The organism is Flavobacterium sp. 9 (genome assembly GCF_002754195.1).
Classification (GTDB): domain Bacteria; phylum Bacteroidota; class Bacteroidia; order Flavobacteriales; family Flavobacteriaceae; genus Flavobacterium.
Map to the genome: position 1 here is coordinate 1,449,579 of NZ_PEEU01000001.1, position 15,413 is coordinate 1,464,991.

General features: G+C 31.3%; 11 protein-coding genes and 6 tRNA genes. 2 read left to right on the top strand and 15 right to left on the bottom strand.

Annotated features, from left to right (window positions below):
* Positions 1 to 27: 27 nt before the first annotated feature.
* The 8 genes from CLU81_RS05210 to CLU81_RS26750 all read right to left on the bottom strand — a co-directional run bounded on the left by CLU81_RS05210 (position 28) and on the right by CLU81_RS26750 (position 6,287).
* Positions 28 to 654 (bottom strand): hypothetical protein, encoded by a 627-nt coding sequence (locus tag CLU81_RS05210; RefSeq protein ID WP_099708862.1) that lies wholly within the window; start codon positions 652 to 654, stop codon positions 28 to 30.
* Between the two features lie 259 nt (positions 655 to 913).
* The gene (locus CLU81_RS05215; protein ID WP_099708863.1) at positions 914 to 1,459 is read right to left on the bottom strand and encodes a 3'-5' exonuclease; all 546 of its coding nucleotides are present in this window, start codon (positions 1,457 to 1,459) and stop codon (positions 914 to 916) included.
* A gap of 170 nt (positions 1,460 to 1,629) precedes the next feature.
* Positions 1,630 to 2,136 (bottom strand): hypothetical protein, encoded by a 507-nt coding sequence (locus tag CLU81_RS05220; protein ID WP_099708864.1) that lies wholly within the window; start codon positions 2,134 to 2,136, stop codon positions 1,630 to 1,632.
* 323 nt (positions 2,137 to 2,459) lie between these two features.
* Entirely contained in the window at positions 2,460 to 3,590 is a 1,131-nt protein-coding gene (locus CLU81_RS05225; RefSeq protein WP_233209662.1) for a slipin family protein, read from the bottom strand.
* Positions 3,591 to 4,100: 510 nt separating this feature from the next.
* Positions 4,101 to 4,166, bottom strand: a tRNA-OTHER gene (locus CLU81_RS26745).
* A 272-nt stretch (positions 4,167 to 4,438) separates the two neighbouring features.
* The gene (locus CLU81_RS05230; protein ID WP_099712675.1) at positions 4,439 to 5,224 is read right to left on the bottom strand and encodes a hypothetical protein; all 786 of its coding nucleotides are present in this window, start codon (positions 5,222 to 5,224) and stop codon (positions 4,439 to 4,441) included.
* Positions 5,225 to 5,380: 156 nt separating this feature from the next.
* Complete coding sequence (locus CLU81_RS05235) at positions 5,381 to 5,950, bottom strand: hypothetical protein (protein WP_099708865.1); 570 nt, start codon at positions 5,948 to 5,950, stop codon at positions 5,381 to 5,383.
* Between the two features lie 265 nt (positions 5,951 to 6,215).
* Positions 6,216 to 6,287, bottom strand: a tRNA-Pro gene (locus tag CLU81_RS26750).
* Between the two features lie 1,436 nt (positions 6,288 to 7,723).
* Between CLU81_RS26750 and CLU81_RS05245 the strand changes: the two genes are divergently transcribed.
* Entirely contained in the window at positions 7,724 to 8,599 is an 876-nt protein-coding gene (locus tag CLU81_RS05245; protein WP_099708866.1) for a hypothetical protein, read from the top strand.
* Between the two features lie 4 nt (positions 8,600 to 8,603).
* On the opposite strand, the gene CLU81_RS26950 is transcribed toward CLU81_RS05245, so the two are convergent.
* A complete protein-coding gene (locus CLU81_RS26950; RefSeq protein ID WP_199174550.1) occupies positions 8,604 to 8,750 on the bottom strand; it encodes a hypothetical protein in 147 nt (48 codons plus the stop codon).
* Between the two features lie 165 nt (positions 8,751 to 8,915).
* Between CLU81_RS26950 and CLU81_RS05250 the strand changes: the two genes are divergently transcribed.
* Positions 8,916 to 9,317: a helix-turn-helix domain-containing protein gene (locus tag CLU81_RS05250; protein ID WP_099708867.1), complete on the top strand. Its 402-nt coding sequence runs from the start codon at positions 8,916 to 8,918 to the stop codon at positions 9,315 to 9,317.
* 86 nt (positions 9,318 to 9,403) lie between these two features.
* Here the strand turns inward: CLU81_RS05250 and CLU81_RS05255 are convergent, their stop codons facing one another.
* The 6 genes from CLU81_RS05255 to CLU81_RS05275 all read right to left on the bottom strand — a co-directional run bounded on the left by CLU81_RS05255 (position 9,404) and on the right by CLU81_RS05275 (position 15,412).
* Positions 9,404 to 13,225 carry a YecA family protein gene (locus CLU81_RS05255; protein ID WP_099708868.1) on the bottom strand — a complete coding sequence of 1,274 codons (3,822 nt, stop codon included), beginning with the start codon at positions 13,223 to 13,225 and terminating at the stop codon, positions 9,404 to 9,406.
* A gap of 354 nt (positions 13,226 to 13,579) precedes the next feature.
* A tRNA-Trp gene (locus tag CLU81_RS05260) sits at positions 13,580 to 13,655 on the bottom strand.
* Between the two features lie 75 nt (positions 13,656 to 13,730).
* Positions 13,731 to 13,804 (bottom strand) — tRNA-Ser (locus CLU81_RS05265).
* 85 nt (positions 13,805 to 13,889) lie between these two features.
* Positions 13,890 to 13,963: transfer RNA gene (locus tag CLU81_RS05270), tRNA-Gly, on the bottom strand.
* 2 nt (positions 13,964 to 13,965) lie between these two features.
* A tRNA-Trp gene (locus CLU81_RS26755) sits at positions 13,966 to 14,037 on the bottom strand.
* Between the two features lie 4 nt (positions 14,038 to 14,041).
* A complete protein-coding gene (locus CLU81_RS05275) occupies positions 14,042 to 15,412 on the bottom strand; it encodes an SDR family NAD(P)-dependent oxidoreductase (protein WP_099708869.1) in 1,371 nt (456 codons plus the stop codon).
* Between the last annotated feature and the right edge of the window lies 1 nt (position 15,413).

Consider the following 15,413-nt stretch of genomic DNA (forward strand, 5'->3'; position numbering starts at 1 on the left):
TTGATCTTAATTTGTTTTATTTTCTCTTTATAATTGTGGCCAGAATACCTTTTTATAATCGCCAAAACCTATTTCTAATTGTTTCTTTATAAAATCCGGCTCAGCAAATTTGACTGCTTTTCTTTCGACAATTCTATTAAGATAAAGTCCTTTTAACGAATCATTTACAGCCAGAATATCAAAATTTATCTTTTCGATTTCAATCTCATATCCAATCACTGAATAATGAAACTGAACCAAATGATTTTCTAATATTGGTATAACCAAATCATCTGCGTCTAATCTTTTCATTTCCAGAATAATCTGAGGCAAAAACCGCAGACAAATATCAGCAGACAACAAAGCAGAAGCGTCTATTTCGCCATGATATTTCGGTAAGAAATCAAGCAATTCACTTATTTTATGTTCTCTGAACAATAATAACTGCGCAGCGCTATATACTGTTTTTGCAGCCCATAATGCAGCGTCAGGATTAAACTTTGGCGCAACATCCGGATATTCTAAAATCTCGTTTTCATACTCTGTTTCCAGAAATGAAGTCGTATCGATTTCTTCACTTCGGGAAACGGTCATGATTTTATTGTACAAGATAATCTGCTCAATAGTTCTGAGGTGATAAATTGTATCTAAAAAAGGTGTTTTTGTACTTTCCATTTTACTAAACGTTGCTCCGTTTTTAAGCAATTACATTTGTTATAATCTGCTTTTATTTAGCCAATTTAACAAAAAACGTGTCTTAACAAATATATAATTATATTGGTAGTTTCTTAAAATTTTAGGCTCAATTATCTGATTAAATTTCGAACAAAAAAAGATTGCTAAATCGTAAAAATAAGAACTGCAAATCACTAAAATTCGCAGTTCTTTTACTGAATATTGCTTTTTTCGAATTGATACAAATACAGATTGCTATCTAATTCTGTAAACACCAATGCAAAATTTTAGCGATATTCTTTGCATCATCAATTCCTCTGTGATGCGTTCCTTCCAGCGGAATATCCAGCAAATGCAAGGCTCCGTTCATTCCGGTTGGTTTTACTAAACCAAATTTATCTCCAAACGAGGTTTTCACATTAATATGCTCCTCACCCATTGGATAGGGAATCCCGAATGATTTACATTGCTTTCTCAGCATATTGAGATCGTATTGACCGTAACTCGCCCAGGTATATAAATCCGGATTATATTCGTCAACCAATTTCTCGATTGCTTCCTCAAAACTCACTCCGTTTTTATCCAGTAAATCTTGGGTAATCATTGTTAATTCTGTACAAAACGGACTCACAATCGAGCGTTGTGGTTTGATCAAAATACCTTGATTTTGAGTTATCGCACCAGTTTCTGAATCCAGAACTGCCAAACCAATCTCTATAATTTCATTTTCCTGACCTTGCGGGACAGTCGTTTGCCAACATGTGGCTTCTAAATCGATAATAATAATTTTATCTGTAGTTTTCATTTTTTTAATTTTTTAATATTTTACCCACATTGGGTATATTTCTTTTAACACATAGAAACATAGTTTTTGTTTGCTTAAAAAAGGCGTTTCACTTGTTTGAATGCACATAGTTTTCTATGCGAAATAAATGTGTGTTTTTGTCTCCTTTTTTATACTTCAAATCTATGTTTCTAGAAAAGAGCCATAACCTGACGAAGATTTCTTTCGATAGTTTTATAACGTTTCCGCCATTTGAAAATGTTTATGACTTTTTTATCGCTTTCAACAACTGTCGTGGCTTTATTGCTTTTTCCAAGTTGTTTAGCTTCTTCAAGTCTGCATTTTTCGTTAAACTTTTTAAAAGGACGCGGTTCAAAATCAACCATAATTGCTGCCAGATTAATTGCATCAATATTTGTTGGATCTGTTTGGCCTTTAAAGAACGTTTCAATAGGTCTGAACTTATCTTTTTGGTCTTTAAATTTTTTCTTTTTAGCAGGATCAAAATCCATAGAAAATAGATTTTTAAAAACTTTTAGATCATCTTCTGTTGGGTTATTTTCGAAAATCAACCAACAAAAGTCACGTAGTTTTCCACGAGAAGGACTTTGCAAATAATCAAAGTATTCTCTTTCTTTTTCTATCTCATATTTATTTCTGATCGCTTTTTTATATTCTTTTAATGTATTAGTACGCATGATATATTTTCTTTTAGGAATCCTTTTGGAACCTCAGAAAAACTCGGGAATTCTGCGAATCCCTTATCTGCAAAGCTTTAAAAACACTTTTACCTGATCAGAGATATCACTTAAATGATACATAATTCCTTGTACTTAACTTTTGATTCCAGCGTTTAATGAGCCCTAAATCCAAATCCATTTCTTCTACAAAAGCAAACGGATGCTCATTAAACCTAATTATATTGGTCTGATCAAAATGATGATCTGACATAAATAATATTTCTTGATTCATTCTTAATTTTATTTTTAATTAAACCTTCAACATTTACTGCTGATGATTTCTATTTTACGAAGATTTCTTTCAATTGACCAATTACGTTTCCGCTTCCTGAAATTGTGATTTCTCCAATTTTGTCGGCGATTTTTTCTACGTATTCCATCTCTTTCAATTTCCACAACATTTCGTTTTCTTCCATGAGCTTTGCTGTGTTTAGCAAACTTCTTGTTGCGGCAGTTTCTTCTCTTCGCATAATGCTGTTGGCTTGCGCTTTTTTCTCGGCAACCAAAACCTGATTCATGATTTCTTTCATATCTCCTGGCAAAATCACGTCTCGGATTCCAGCATCAGAAATTGTCAAACCTAACTCAGTGATTTTAGTAGTTACTTCTGCCAAAATCGATTCTGCAATAGAGTCTTTTTTCGCCAATAACTCATCCAAAGTCAATCCGCCAACAAAAGCTCTCAAAGCCAATTGCATTGCTACATACAATTGTTTCTCGAAGTCTTTGTTATCAACAAGCGCTTTCATAATATCAATAACCTGGTATCTCACAAAGAAATTGATTCTTAATCCTGCCTTATCTTTTGTCAACAATTCTTGTCCGGAAATCTCTACTTGTTGTTGTCTTGCATCAACAGTTTTAACTTCGATTGTAATGCTATTGTTCCAGAAATAATGCGTTCCCGCTTTTAATTCTTTCACGAAAGTTCCATTCACAAACAACAAAGCTTTGTCGTTGCTCGAGACAATGAATTTTCGAACATAGTATTTCAACTGATTGTGTTTTAACAAATTCGCCGAGATATTCTCTGTGATTTCAATCTTAGAAAGATCTACTCTGGTAAATTCATTTTTCACAATTCCTTTCCAGAACGCATATCTTCCTGCGGCCAAAGTCCCTTTAAAGTTCCCGTTCACGAATTGCAAAACAATCTCATTATCAGCAACCGCAACAACTTCTAACATTGAAGCCAAAATTTCGTTTTCCAACAAAATATTCAACTCAAATGGCGCAATGAAATTCGCATTCATATCGTAAATCATTACATTCTTGTTTCCAAAAATCCAATGTAAACCTTGCTCAATTACGTTAACTAATTTTCTATTTTCGAACACCAAACCCACTTGGTACGCCTCGATTTTTACTTTTTTTATCATCTTATATTTTTGTTTCAAGTTTTTTGGTTTCATGTTTCATGTTTTGTAACCGTAAAAACTTAGTTCTATTTTCTCAAATTTTTGTTTCAAGTTTTTCTGGTTTCAAGTTTCAAGTTTCGTAACCGTCAAAACTTAGTTCTATTTTCTATTCTCTATATTCTATCCACAACAATCTTGCTTCTAAAATCTTGCATCTATCTTATCTAAAAAAATAAAAAAACATCAATGTCTCTCTCCTCTGAGAAAACGGATGAATAGTTGGTGTTTTGTATATTCTAAATGTTTTGCAATTCTATTTTGTGACAGCGATTCTAAATTCTAAAAAAACCGCTAAAACAATCAAACCGAAAAGAAAAAGAGTATTTCAAAATACGTTTCTGTTCGCACTGGTTTTATCTTGAGTGTGAAACTTTTGGATCCTCAAATCCAGGTTTCACTGACAAAGACAAATCAGTTTTTTTTCAATGGTCATCTTTTTAAGAGTGATGGTCTCTAAACACAGATTTTCAGTCTGTAGTTGACTTACCGTTTGTCTAACCGAACTTAATCGGTGCAGGACTCGAACCTGCAGAAATTTCTATTACTCTAACCGATTGAGTTACCGCATTGCTGCGAATGGGACTCGAACCCACAACACATAGATTGTGATCGTTTTTTGGAAAACAACCTAAAACCTCCAAATCAAGTTGCATAGAAAAACATAATACGCTTTCGCGAAAAGTTCCCTACAATGGTGCTATACAGAAACACGCAACAAGACTTGTTTGATATTGTAAATCAAAGTTTCCTTTGATGTATTTCATTTTTTAAAAGAACGTTTTTTATTTCCTGAGCAAATATTCAAATTACACTGCGCAATGATTTTGCGCAGTGCAAAAAATTTATTTAATCCATTCAATTACCGTTGATAAATAGACTTGTCGAACGTCTTCAAATCGGGTTATATTTGGGATATGATTTACTTCTAATAAATATTTAGAACCGTCTTTTGCAACGATATAATCATTACCAATCATATCCATATTCAAAGTGTTTTTAATGTGCAAAGTATCAGCAAGTAACTCAGGATCAACCTCCATAAATCCGGCATTATCCGGGTGAATTGATTTTAGCCACGAATCACCTTCGAGTTTTATCTGCCAATAAACTTCACCAATTATCATAATCCTAACAGCTTCACCTTCATAATAAGGTTCTGTTGTTGCGGTAAATTCGCTTTCCCATTCTCCTGTAAAACGATGTTTATTTTCGCCACAATGCCAGTTTCCCCATTTAGCAACAGTATCATTGCCAACATTTACAGAAGCGCCTGCGCTAATAAATCCTCGTGGCGCACTAAATCTCGAATGAGCTAAAGCTTTTACCAAACACGGAATCTTAAAGCGACAATCCAACATCGCAGCAGCGTTAGGATAACAAGCACCTCGCCAGATTGCTAAACCAGAAATAAAGTCGAAATCATTGTCGTAAATTCCATAATAAACCACTTTGTCTACCGGCAACATTCCTATTCCGTTTGATTTTTCCATATAAAGAACTTCATCTTTAACAACAATTTTTGGAATTGATTGATGCCAAATAATATGTCCAGAATAATTGGCTTTTATAATATCATATTCTTCTTGTTCTATTCCTACAAGAGCAATTCGGTTGTAATCTTGTTTCATAATCATTGTTATTAAATTTTTATTTTTTTTATCACAAAGGCACTAACTTTTTTCTTTGCGCCTTTGGTCAATCTCTCGCAAAGACGCTAAGTTGCAAAGTTTTTAACCTCTGTGCCTTTATATCTCTGCATCTTTGTGCCTTTGCAGCACCACTTTTTAAACTTTTTCCAATTCCAGCCGTTTAATTCCGAAATCAGATTTTCTTAACTTACACATTCTGTCATCTGCGATATGATGAAAAACAATTCCTTCGATATCATTTTCCGACAAGAATTTTTCTAGATCCTCAAACCCAAGGTTTACAAAATCAAGCACTTCGCTTCCGTGTTTAATTAAAGTATGTTTCTCTAATTTCTCAGGATTTCCCTGTACTTTTGGTCCGCATAATTCGTAAGTTCCATCTTCTTTAATTTCTAAAGAATCAAATCCTTCGAAGAAAAATTTATCTTCAGATTTCATGCGATCACATTTTATCCAATGCGGGTGATGTCCTGAAATCAAATCTGCTTCCTGACACGGAATTGCTCCTAACGGAATTGCGCGTCCTTTTTTGGCATCAAATCTTTTGAACAATTCACCACCAATAATAGCAACAGATGTTCCGTCAAATTTTCTTGTTGCAATGGCATCACCATTAATTACCCAAGCATTTTCGGCATTTATCTTATTTATTACTCTAGCCAAGTTCTTTGGATCTTTAGCGAATAGTGTACTTATCTTTTTCATCTTTTATTTTTTTTAGCTTGCACATTATTTTGTGCAACATTTTAGTTCAGGAAAAGAGATTCGAACTCTCAAAATACCGATTCTAAATCAGTCGCGTCTACCAATTCCGCCATTCCAGCATTTTTTTTAAAGGTTCTGAGGTACTGAGATTCTAAGTTGCTAAGTTTTTTTTCTTAGCGCACTTGGTCAATCTCTCGCAAAGACGCTAAGTCGCAAAGTTTTTAACCTTTGAACCTCTGCACCTTTGTACCTTTACAAAACCTTGTCTGAGAAGTAGGATTCGAACCTACGACCTCCCGCATCCAAAGCGGGTAAACAACCACCGTTATCTTCTCAGTTTTTTTTTTTAAGGTTCTTAGGTACTAAGTTTCTAAGGCGCTAAGCTTTTTTTCTTTTTAACCTTAGTACCTCAGTAACTCAGTACCTTTTTAAAACCTCAGAACCTTAGTACCTCAGTACCTCAGAACCTTAACATATTCCTTCTAGAGAATTTGTTATTCCGGAAGGACTCGAACCTTCATACGATTAACCTCTGTATATCGATCTACCTGTTGAATTACGGAATCATTAATTTTTGGGCATAAAAAAAACACCCGATTAAAGGTGCTTCATGAGATCTAATAAGATATGCGTATCCTATTGCCTGTATTCATGCACCTGTATTGCTATACGTCCAAGTTCTGAGCTCGGGTATAGGGATTGTACGTTATATATTTTTTTACTGAAATCCATTTTGTGTATTGTATTATAAATTGAAATCGTTGTTATTATTTTAAATCCGTGTTACAGATTTTCTTCGGCAAAGATAAAGTCGAAAAAATCAATTATCCAAATCTTTTTTGAAATTATTTTACTGATAATCAAATAGTTAACTATAAAATAAAGCGATAGAAATCCCTGTCCGCCAACTGAAGCAGATCTCCTTTTGTATCAAATGACTGTCCCTCAACAGATTACTTTTCAAGATTATATTTCGCTATTTAGTTTAATCATTAAACATTTGGTCGATTATTTTTTTAATTATTTTTAGTTAATGGTTATTTTTTATCTTTTTATTGTCACATTGAGCGAAGTCGAAGTGTCAAGCTGAGCATTTTTATTGTCACACTGAGCGAAGTCGAAGTGTCTAAAACAAAAAAAGCGCCCCAATTAGGACGCTTTTATATATTTATGCTGAGTTCGAAACTACAATTTACTCTTCTATTCCATAAAATACATATTACGCCCTGAATCTTTAGCCGGAAAATCTTCCGCTAAACGATTGCTATTTTTTATTGCTGACAGGTTCATATGTATTCTTTTATTTTTATTTCGAGAGCAAATGTAGTTTATTTTTTTAATTAATATAACTTTTCTTGCTTCATTTGTTAAAAAATAGTTAAAAGACGTGTAATGCTGTGGCGAATAAATCTCTCGCAAGCTTTTTTTGCCATTAAATAAAAAGACGATTTACAATGTTATGGCGAATAAATTTCTCGCAAAGACGCTAAGTCGCAAGGTTTTTTTCATTTCTATTTCTATAACAACATTTCCGTCTAGTTTGTCATTTCGACGGAGGAGAAATCTCCAAGAGAAGCTCGACAAAGATTAGATTCTCGTTGCGTCCCGAAGCTTCGGGATTGGGAAGATTTCTCCTCCGTCGAAATGACAAATATTGGGGTTAATTTAATTTTATAAAGACATCAAACAACTTTACTCATACTTCTTTAGAACATAAAATATTTTGAGTTTGAATAAAAGTTTTAACTATTTTTATCTCACTTAAATCTACATATGAAAGAATTTATCGATAGCATTAATTGGTCTGAAATTTGGGAAATAACAAAAGAATATGTTTTACCCAATATTGGTTGGTTTATTTTCTGGATCGTTTTATTTGTAATTATTGGACTTATTCTCGGAATCGTTTTCAATGTATTCTTGTACCGAAAAAACATTTTCTTTCGTGACAGAAAATATTACAATTGGTTTGCCAAGCTTTGGATTCCGTATTTTATGATTGTTTTTCTGTATTTTTCTTCTATGATTGGGCTTTTTTACGGCGTACATTCTGTTTTGCGATCTGAGAATAAAAGCATAACCTCCAATATTTATTCCAGGACTATTGGTACGACATTTTCGTCTGAAAAAGAGAAAAAAGAGTTCTTGAATTCGCTTCAAACGTTATCCAAATCGTCTGAAGATGTGAGTAAATCTATGACTCAGGCATTGGCGATTTACATCAAACAAAATAATAGCGGCTACGCTTCTGTAGATAATTTTAAGAATTCGTCGACTTCGTATTTGCTTAAAAAATATGAATCCGAAGTTTACAGCGCGTGCGTATATGGTTTTATGAAAGTTGTGGACGACAAAGCCAACATGAAAAACGTAAAAGATATTGATTACACACAATTCAAATCGCTTTTGCAGAAATTAGATCAAATCGAACCTCAACGAATCGAAAATTCGATACAATCTGAAATGGGACGCAAATTGCAAGCTATTTTAGATTATATTTTTAAAGAAATCCTGAAACATGAATTGTTCTTTTTCTTCTTGTTTTTGCTGATTCCGTTTGTTGAATATTTTATTTATTTGAAGTTTATAAAAACTAAAGAATCTGATATAAACAGACCAAAACCTGTTGAAAATGTAATTAAATATTAATCATTTAACGTTCTTTCTTTGCTTTTGATTTGCTTGCCTGGCTCAAACGTTGCGCTTGTGCTCTTGCTTTTTCTAAAGTAACCGGAGATTGTTTGGATAATATCTCCATACCGATTTTTGCTCTTTCCTGAAACGATATTTTGTAATTCATTTTTTATGAAGTTTATAATGCAAACATAAAGTTTTAAAGTTAAATAAAGTAAGAAAAAGCGTATTTTTACTAAATCTAAAAAACACCCAAAACGGTATTTTATCGAATCAATCTTGTTTTTTACCGATCAGTATTTTTTAAAAGAATTTTAAATACCTTTGAATTATGAGCACAGCAACTAAACCAAAACACATTGGCAGAAATATTAGCCGAATCAGAGAACTTCGTGGTATGAAACAAGAAGCACTTGCGCAGGCAATTGGCTCAAACCAACAAGCTATCTCCGGAATTGAAGGAAGCGAAGAAGTTGATTCTAAAAAACTTGCCGAAATTGCAAAAGCACTTGGCGTTACAGTTGAAGCACTTGAAAACTTCACAGAAGAATCTGTGTTTAATTTCTTTAATAGCTTTTACGACAATAGTTCTAATACTGGTGCTCAAGGAAATACTCATAACAATCATTGTACTTTCAATCCTCTTGATAAAGTTGTCGAGCTTTACGAACGTTTGGTTCAATCTGAAAAAGAAAAGGTTGAATATTTAGAAAAATTGTTGAAAGAGAAATAATATTCTTTTTCTTTATATAATAGAAAAGCGCAAATTTTTATGATTTGCGCTTTTTTTTGTTTTTCCTAAAAAAATAGTTGAGATGACTATTTTAGATTCTTTTCAAATAGAATTAGAGGATTATTTCTCATGTCATATATTGTTAAGAATCGATAATTTATATCTTTTATAAAACTTAATGGGATTGTTTCTTTAGTTAGAAAAACATATTCTATAGAGAAATTAGAGTAATCAACATTATTTTTAAGTGCCTTTAAAGAATTTTTATTTTCATTGAGCCATTTCTCTCTCTTTTCAACTTTTTGAATCCAGCCTTTATCACTTTTTTTTAGAAAATTTTTTATTTCTCTATTCATTTCGTAAGCTGTCCTAGCAAAATTAGTATTCTTACTTTCAACACAAATAATTTTATTTAAAATATTGTCAACTAATAAAATATCAAAATCTCCCAAGTCTTTATCATTAACCAAAATATGTGATTTCTGTGGACCTATAGTAATTTCCTTTTCTATAATTAAACAATCTAATTTTGATTTAATAAGATCATATAATTCATTATTAAACTCATCTCCTTTCTCTTGATTTATTTTTGACAAAAATGAATTCATCTTTGGCTTATCTGAATTAAATCTCGCAGAAAATATAATATTATGGAGGTTTACAAAGGAATCATACACCTCTCTTGAACCATAAAAAATTTTGTCATCTTTTCCATCATTTTTAAGAATAAATGGTTTTTGTAAAAGTGATATCTTTCTATTGTATCTCCAAGGATAATTTTCATTGTTTTTTGAATCAAAATAATCAATGTGATCATCACGGTTTACAGTTATCGAAAATATGTTAATAATTTTATTAACTTCAACGATTTCCATATCTAGCTTTTTACTTAAAATTGAAGCAATTTTCTCTCTATTATCAAATATAACAGAGTACTTTTCTTCAAATGCCAAAAGCATACTTCCAAAAATAACATCACAATAATTATTATAATCTATTCCAAATTCATCTTCAAATGCAATTTCAAATTCATCTTTACTATTAATATCATTTATTGAATTAATATTATTTTCTGGTAGTTTAAAATGGTCATTCATAAAGACGCTGGAATAATCTACAATATCTTCCTTAAATTTTTCATTATAAAACGCCGCAATATGGTTATTTCTAAAATCTTTATTAGTACCAAGCCTACCTGATTTCAAAATAGTTATATTTTCATTTGTAATATTAAAAATATGCTCATCATATAAGGTTCCCCAATTGATAATATTACTCATTAAAGCGATAGATTCATCAAACGCATTACTATCAAAAGAATCATTCCCATTTGGTGGATTATTTACAACATATTCGATTAAGCATCGTACACTTAATGAAATCTGAGTATTTTTTCTAATATCATCTGAAATTATCTTTTCTATATCACAGTGATTCTTAAAACATTCTATTTTGGGAATTAGTTGAAATTTACTATGCTCTCTTTTAAAAATAATTAATTCATAAAAGGAAAGCAATTTTGTGAGTAAATCATCAAAATCAAATTTTGCTATATTTTTTTTTATTAAATTCTGAAAATGATTAATAACATTTTTAAGTAATTCTTCTTTATCAGTTCCTTTTAAAATTATTTCGTGAGTAAAATCAGAATAACCTAAAAATTGCGAAAGATTATCTAGCTGTTTATTGACGTGATACAATGAAATACCTCTATTGTATCCTATTAGATTTCTAGGATTACTTCGCACATCAAAATCAGATATTTGAAATAATATTTTCTTCTTTTGATTCAGAGGGATTTTTTTTAAAATAAGAGCATCAATTTCTTCAAAATTTAAGTTTAAGATAGACAAGTTATTTGAGTCCTTTATTTGGGATAAAACATATAAAATTCTTTTCATCAACAATTGTTCTCCCAAATTATCATTTCTGTACAACGCTTTATAAAAAACTGAATTTAGTTTAATAGTAATTTCATTCTCATTAACAGAACAAATAATATTCTCAAATGCATCCAACGAATCATCCAATTTTTCAAATTCATCAAGAATATTTTCGACATAATCAAAATCTATTTTAAAAACTAACGGTTTTATTTTTCTTAGATTTAATAAAATTGAGTTATCTAATGATAATTCATTAAACCAAAATGCAATTGCAATACATATTTCCAATGCAAATTTCTTCTTATCATTTTCATCTTTAGTAATATTAACTGGTTCAATCCAAATCTCTCTTTGAAATGCCCTACATAATATCTTATCTGAAAATGGATCAATATCTTTAGTTCTATATATAGGCAAATTAATTGGAAAATTTTCTCTCTCAACAGGAAGGTGAATAAAACTCCCTGCATATGGATAAATCCCTAAATGCACATCATTTTTTACAATTGAATCACTTTTGAAATCAAGAGCATTGCCTACTCCTACATAAAAAACATCGGGAACTGTATTATCATCCCTATAGAAACTTTCATCATTTTTTATAAACATTGAAATATTATCTAAAAAAAATGGTGACATTAAACGACTTTCTGATTTCGCTTTAGCAAAATTAAATAAGGTAAGATTATTTAATTTATCACTTTTATGAAGTATAAATAATTCCTCAATTTTTAAACTTAAATAAATATTACTTTCCTCTATTGGTCTCGTAACCACATAAGCTGGTCTACCTATACCGAAAGTCAAATCTAATTCAAAAATTTGATGTTTAGAAAATTCATCCTTTTCAATTAAACTATCATATGTGTTTTTTTTATGGTTAAAAATATCATCTAAAAGACTTTCTGAAAAATAGGGAGTCATTGGATTTATTGAATCATAATTATCCCCATTATCATATTGATATGATAGATAGGCTAATTTATCTGTATCAAAAATATATAAAGCTTCACGAATAGGCAACTCGGTTTTCACTGATGTCAATTGAATTCTTTTAAAGCCTAAATTGTCTAAAATAAAGTTACATTGTCTCCAACCTTCTTTTGATAAAAGTTTTATTAAATCTTTCAAACAATTATACTTTGAAGCTAATCGATAAATATTAAAAACTGCTGAAAAAACTATATTTGTCGGAGAAACAACAATATACTCATTATCAACTTCCTTTATTGGCTTAAAAATCAATGGGTTTTCATTCAAATCGTCTGATTTAAAATTATCCTCGTCAATATTGATTAAAAAATCATCTATTTGATTATGTTTAATATCTAGCGTATCACACAAATTTTGAATTTGAACTTTACTAAAGACTAATTTATTTATATTATTATCAATAAATCTATCATCAGGAAAATAAATATCATTCGAATCAGTATCAACAAAAGATTGATTTCTTTTGTAACCTAAAGAATTACAAATCAAATCAGATATCTTTAATATTAGAAATGTTGACCCCAAAGAATCATTTAAAAATTCCTTAGGCAAAAAATTTTCATTAGAAAGAACATTTACTAATAATTGTAAAATAGAAACTTGTCCTTCTGTTATTCCTGATAGAACCATCATATTACCTAATGGTGTCATTATATTTTCGGTAAATAAATTTTCAGGAGGATCTTCGTTGTGATCAAATGAATAATTCCTAGACAAATAATCATTTAACTTCACATAATTTACGGAGCTATTTTGATTATCTCTCAACTGCAAAACTATTTTTTGAATTTTCTCTAATCTAATATTTTTACCATGATTTTGAGGTAAAGATTTCAACAATGCAATTACTAATAAAAGCTCCTTTTTATTAAACATACTCAAGAATGATGAATCATCTTTATCTATTCTATTGATTAAAATTTTGTCTATATGTTTTCCTAGATTATTGTTACTATTATTTAAGCAACATTTTTTATATTTCAAACCACTGTCACACGGACAAGAATCATTTCTGCCAATTTTACTCATATTATTTCGTTTCTGATATTTAAATTTACTGCCTATTTTACGTCATATAATATCAAATCTAATTAGAAAAATTTTCTTACCATTATGGTAATCCATAACTAACCTATAAATCTGTTGAACAGTCATTTTTATGTTAAAAAAGAATAATACATTTAAGTTCCAAGAAAAATAAAATTCTCTATAGTTTCCTTCGAAACTATTATAAACTGTGAAACTACTACCACAACAAATAGCAGAAAAATAGTTTAGCAATAACTATTGTGGTGTTTTTTAAAGAGATTATTTAGTAAATATCTTAGAAATATAAATTCCCCTAAATACAGAGTATTTCAAGCTTTTAATCCAAAAAAAAAATAAAGGTGCGCAAGGACTCGAACCTGCATCCTTCCCCCTTGGTGGGGAACGCTCTTCCAATTGAGCTAACACCTTCATTAGGATTGTATTTTTTATGCCACGAAGGCGATAAGTCGCAAAGTTTTATTTTAAGCTTTGAACCCAAAAAAGTAAAAGCGTGCAAGGACTCGAACCTGCATCCCTCAGTTTAGCAAACTGCTGCTCTTCCAATTGAGCTAACGCTTTCATATAAATTTGCCACAAAGGCAACCAAACACAAGTTTCAAACCCTTTGAACCTTTGCCACTCTGAACCTCTGAGCCTTAAAAATAAAGGTGTGCAGGGACTCGAACCCGCAACCGCTCGCGTGGTGGGCAAGTGCTCTTCCAATTGAGCTAACACCTTTGTCGGATAGTTGGGACTCGAACCCAAAACCAATGCGGTGGCTGCACTTATTTTTCCAATTAAACTACTATCCCATTTTTACCATTGAGAAACCTTATAGTTTTTCAATAAGACCCCAAATATACTTTTTCCGTTGATTCCGTCAACTATTGGATCAAAAATTCTACTGGCGCCATCTACAGAATCCAGCGGCGGAATATATCCTTCTTCAAATTGTTTTTTTCGCAAACTTTCTTTTGCTCCTGTCGAAATCCAGCCAACATCTACGCTGGTCATAAAAATAGAATCAACAGCAAATTCCTTCGCCGATGTCAGCGTCATCATATTCAGCGCCGCCTTTGTCATATTGGTATGCGGATGAAAAATGGTTTTGTTGGTATAACTAAAAATCCCTTCAGACGAAGTTACATTTACAATAAAACGTTCCTCAAAATCTGAATTCAGAAATAATGGTTTTAACTCTTTTATTAAAAAATAAGGCGCAATTTGATTGATCAAATTAACCTCAACCAATTCATACATACTTATTTCTTCCAAAGTCGAATTCCAACTTGTCTTTTCGCGATTGTCAACCGGTTGTCCAAAACGTGTGAGCTGTACTTCGGTTTTCTCTCCAGAACTATATTCTAATGCTTTTACTTCTTTTGTAACGGCAGTTTGATTTGCTATTAAATTTATATTCGACTGGAATATATCCAATAACTTATCTTCTTTTTGAATCAAAGGCTGATAATATTCATCGGTATATTTTATGGTTTGTGCAGCATTGTTGATCAAAATATCCAAACTCTGAAATTTAGATTTATAAAAAGAAATAAAGTCGTTAATTGCGTTTAAATTTCTCAAATCTAAACCGTAAACAATTAGGTTTTCTTTCCAGTTTTCGAAATCACTTTCCTGCATAAATTGTTCTAAAGCAAGCGCGGGAAAACGAGTTGTAAGCACAACATTAGCATTATTTCGCAACAATCTTAGCGCTGTTGCAAATCCAACTTTTACGCGTCCGCCGGTCAAAATGACGTTTCTGCCTTTTAAATCAAGATTCTGAAAACGTTTTGCATAATTTTCTACAGCACAATCCGGACAAAGTCTCGTGTAGAAACTATGCGCCAACTTATAAGATTGATTGCAGCAATAACAGTTTTTAGGCAAATTTAATTCGGTAAATTGCTGTTCGTCAGGATTCTCTTTTTCCGAGAATAGAGTGATTCCGTTTAAAGCTTTTGAAACCAATTCTGCATTGAGACTTGTTTGAAGATCTTCCTGCTTTTTTGAACTATAACTTACAGTCCGAATATTCTTTTTGGCATTTTTGTGAATTTTAGTAATCAAACCGGCAAACAAATTGTTATCCGGATTCTCAAACGGATTCTCTTTCAACGCTTTTAAAACCTTTATACAGCTTTGCCATTCTTCGTCACTAAAAGTATATTTTATATCTTCTTTCATT

Bases quoted from the DNA above. Each gene is read 5' to 3' on its own strand.
- CLU81_RS05210 (WP_099708862.1), bottom strand. From the start codon at position 654: ATGGAAAGTACAAAAACACCTTTTTTAGATACAATTTATCACCTCAGA.
- CLU81_RS05215 (WP_099708863.1), bottom strand. From the start codon at position 1,459: ATGAAAACTACAGATAAAATTATTATTATCGATTTAGAAGCCACATGT.
- CLU81_RS05220 (WP_099708864.1), bottom strand. From the start codon at position 2,136: ATGCGTACTAATACATTAAAAGAATATAAAAAAGCGATCAGAAATAAA.
- CLU81_RS05225 (WP_233209662.1), bottom strand. From the start codon at position 3,590: ATGAAACCAAAAAACTTGAAACAAAAATATAAGATGATAAAAAAAGTA.
- CLU81_RS05230 (WP_099712675.1), bottom strand. From the start codon at position 5,224: ATGAAACAAGATTACAACCGAATTGCTCTTGTAGGAATAGAACAAGAA.
- CLU81_RS05235 (WP_099708865.1), bottom strand. From the start codon at position 5,950: ATGAAAAAGATAAGTACACTATTCGCTAAAGATCCAAAGAACTTGGCT.
- CLU81_RS05245 (WP_099708866.1), top strand. From the start codon at position 7,724: ATGAAAGAATTTATCGATAGCATTAATTGGTCTGAAATTTGGGAAATA.
- CLU81_RS26950 (WP_199174550.1), bottom strand. From the start codon at position 8,750: ATGAATTACAAAATATCGTTTCAGGAAAGAGCAAAAATCGGTATGGAG.
- CLU81_RS05250 (WP_099708867.1), top strand. From the start codon at position 8,916: ATGAGCACAGCAACTAAACCAAAACACATTGGCAGAAATATTAGCCGA.
- CLU81_RS05255 (WP_099708868.1), bottom strand. From the start codon at position 13,225: ATGAGTAAAATTGGCAGAAATGATTCTTGTCCGTGTGACAGTGGTTTG.
- CLU81_RS05275 (WP_099708869.1), bottom strand. From the start codon at position 15,412: ATGAAAGAAGATATAAAATATACTTTTAGTGACGAAGAATGGCAAAGC.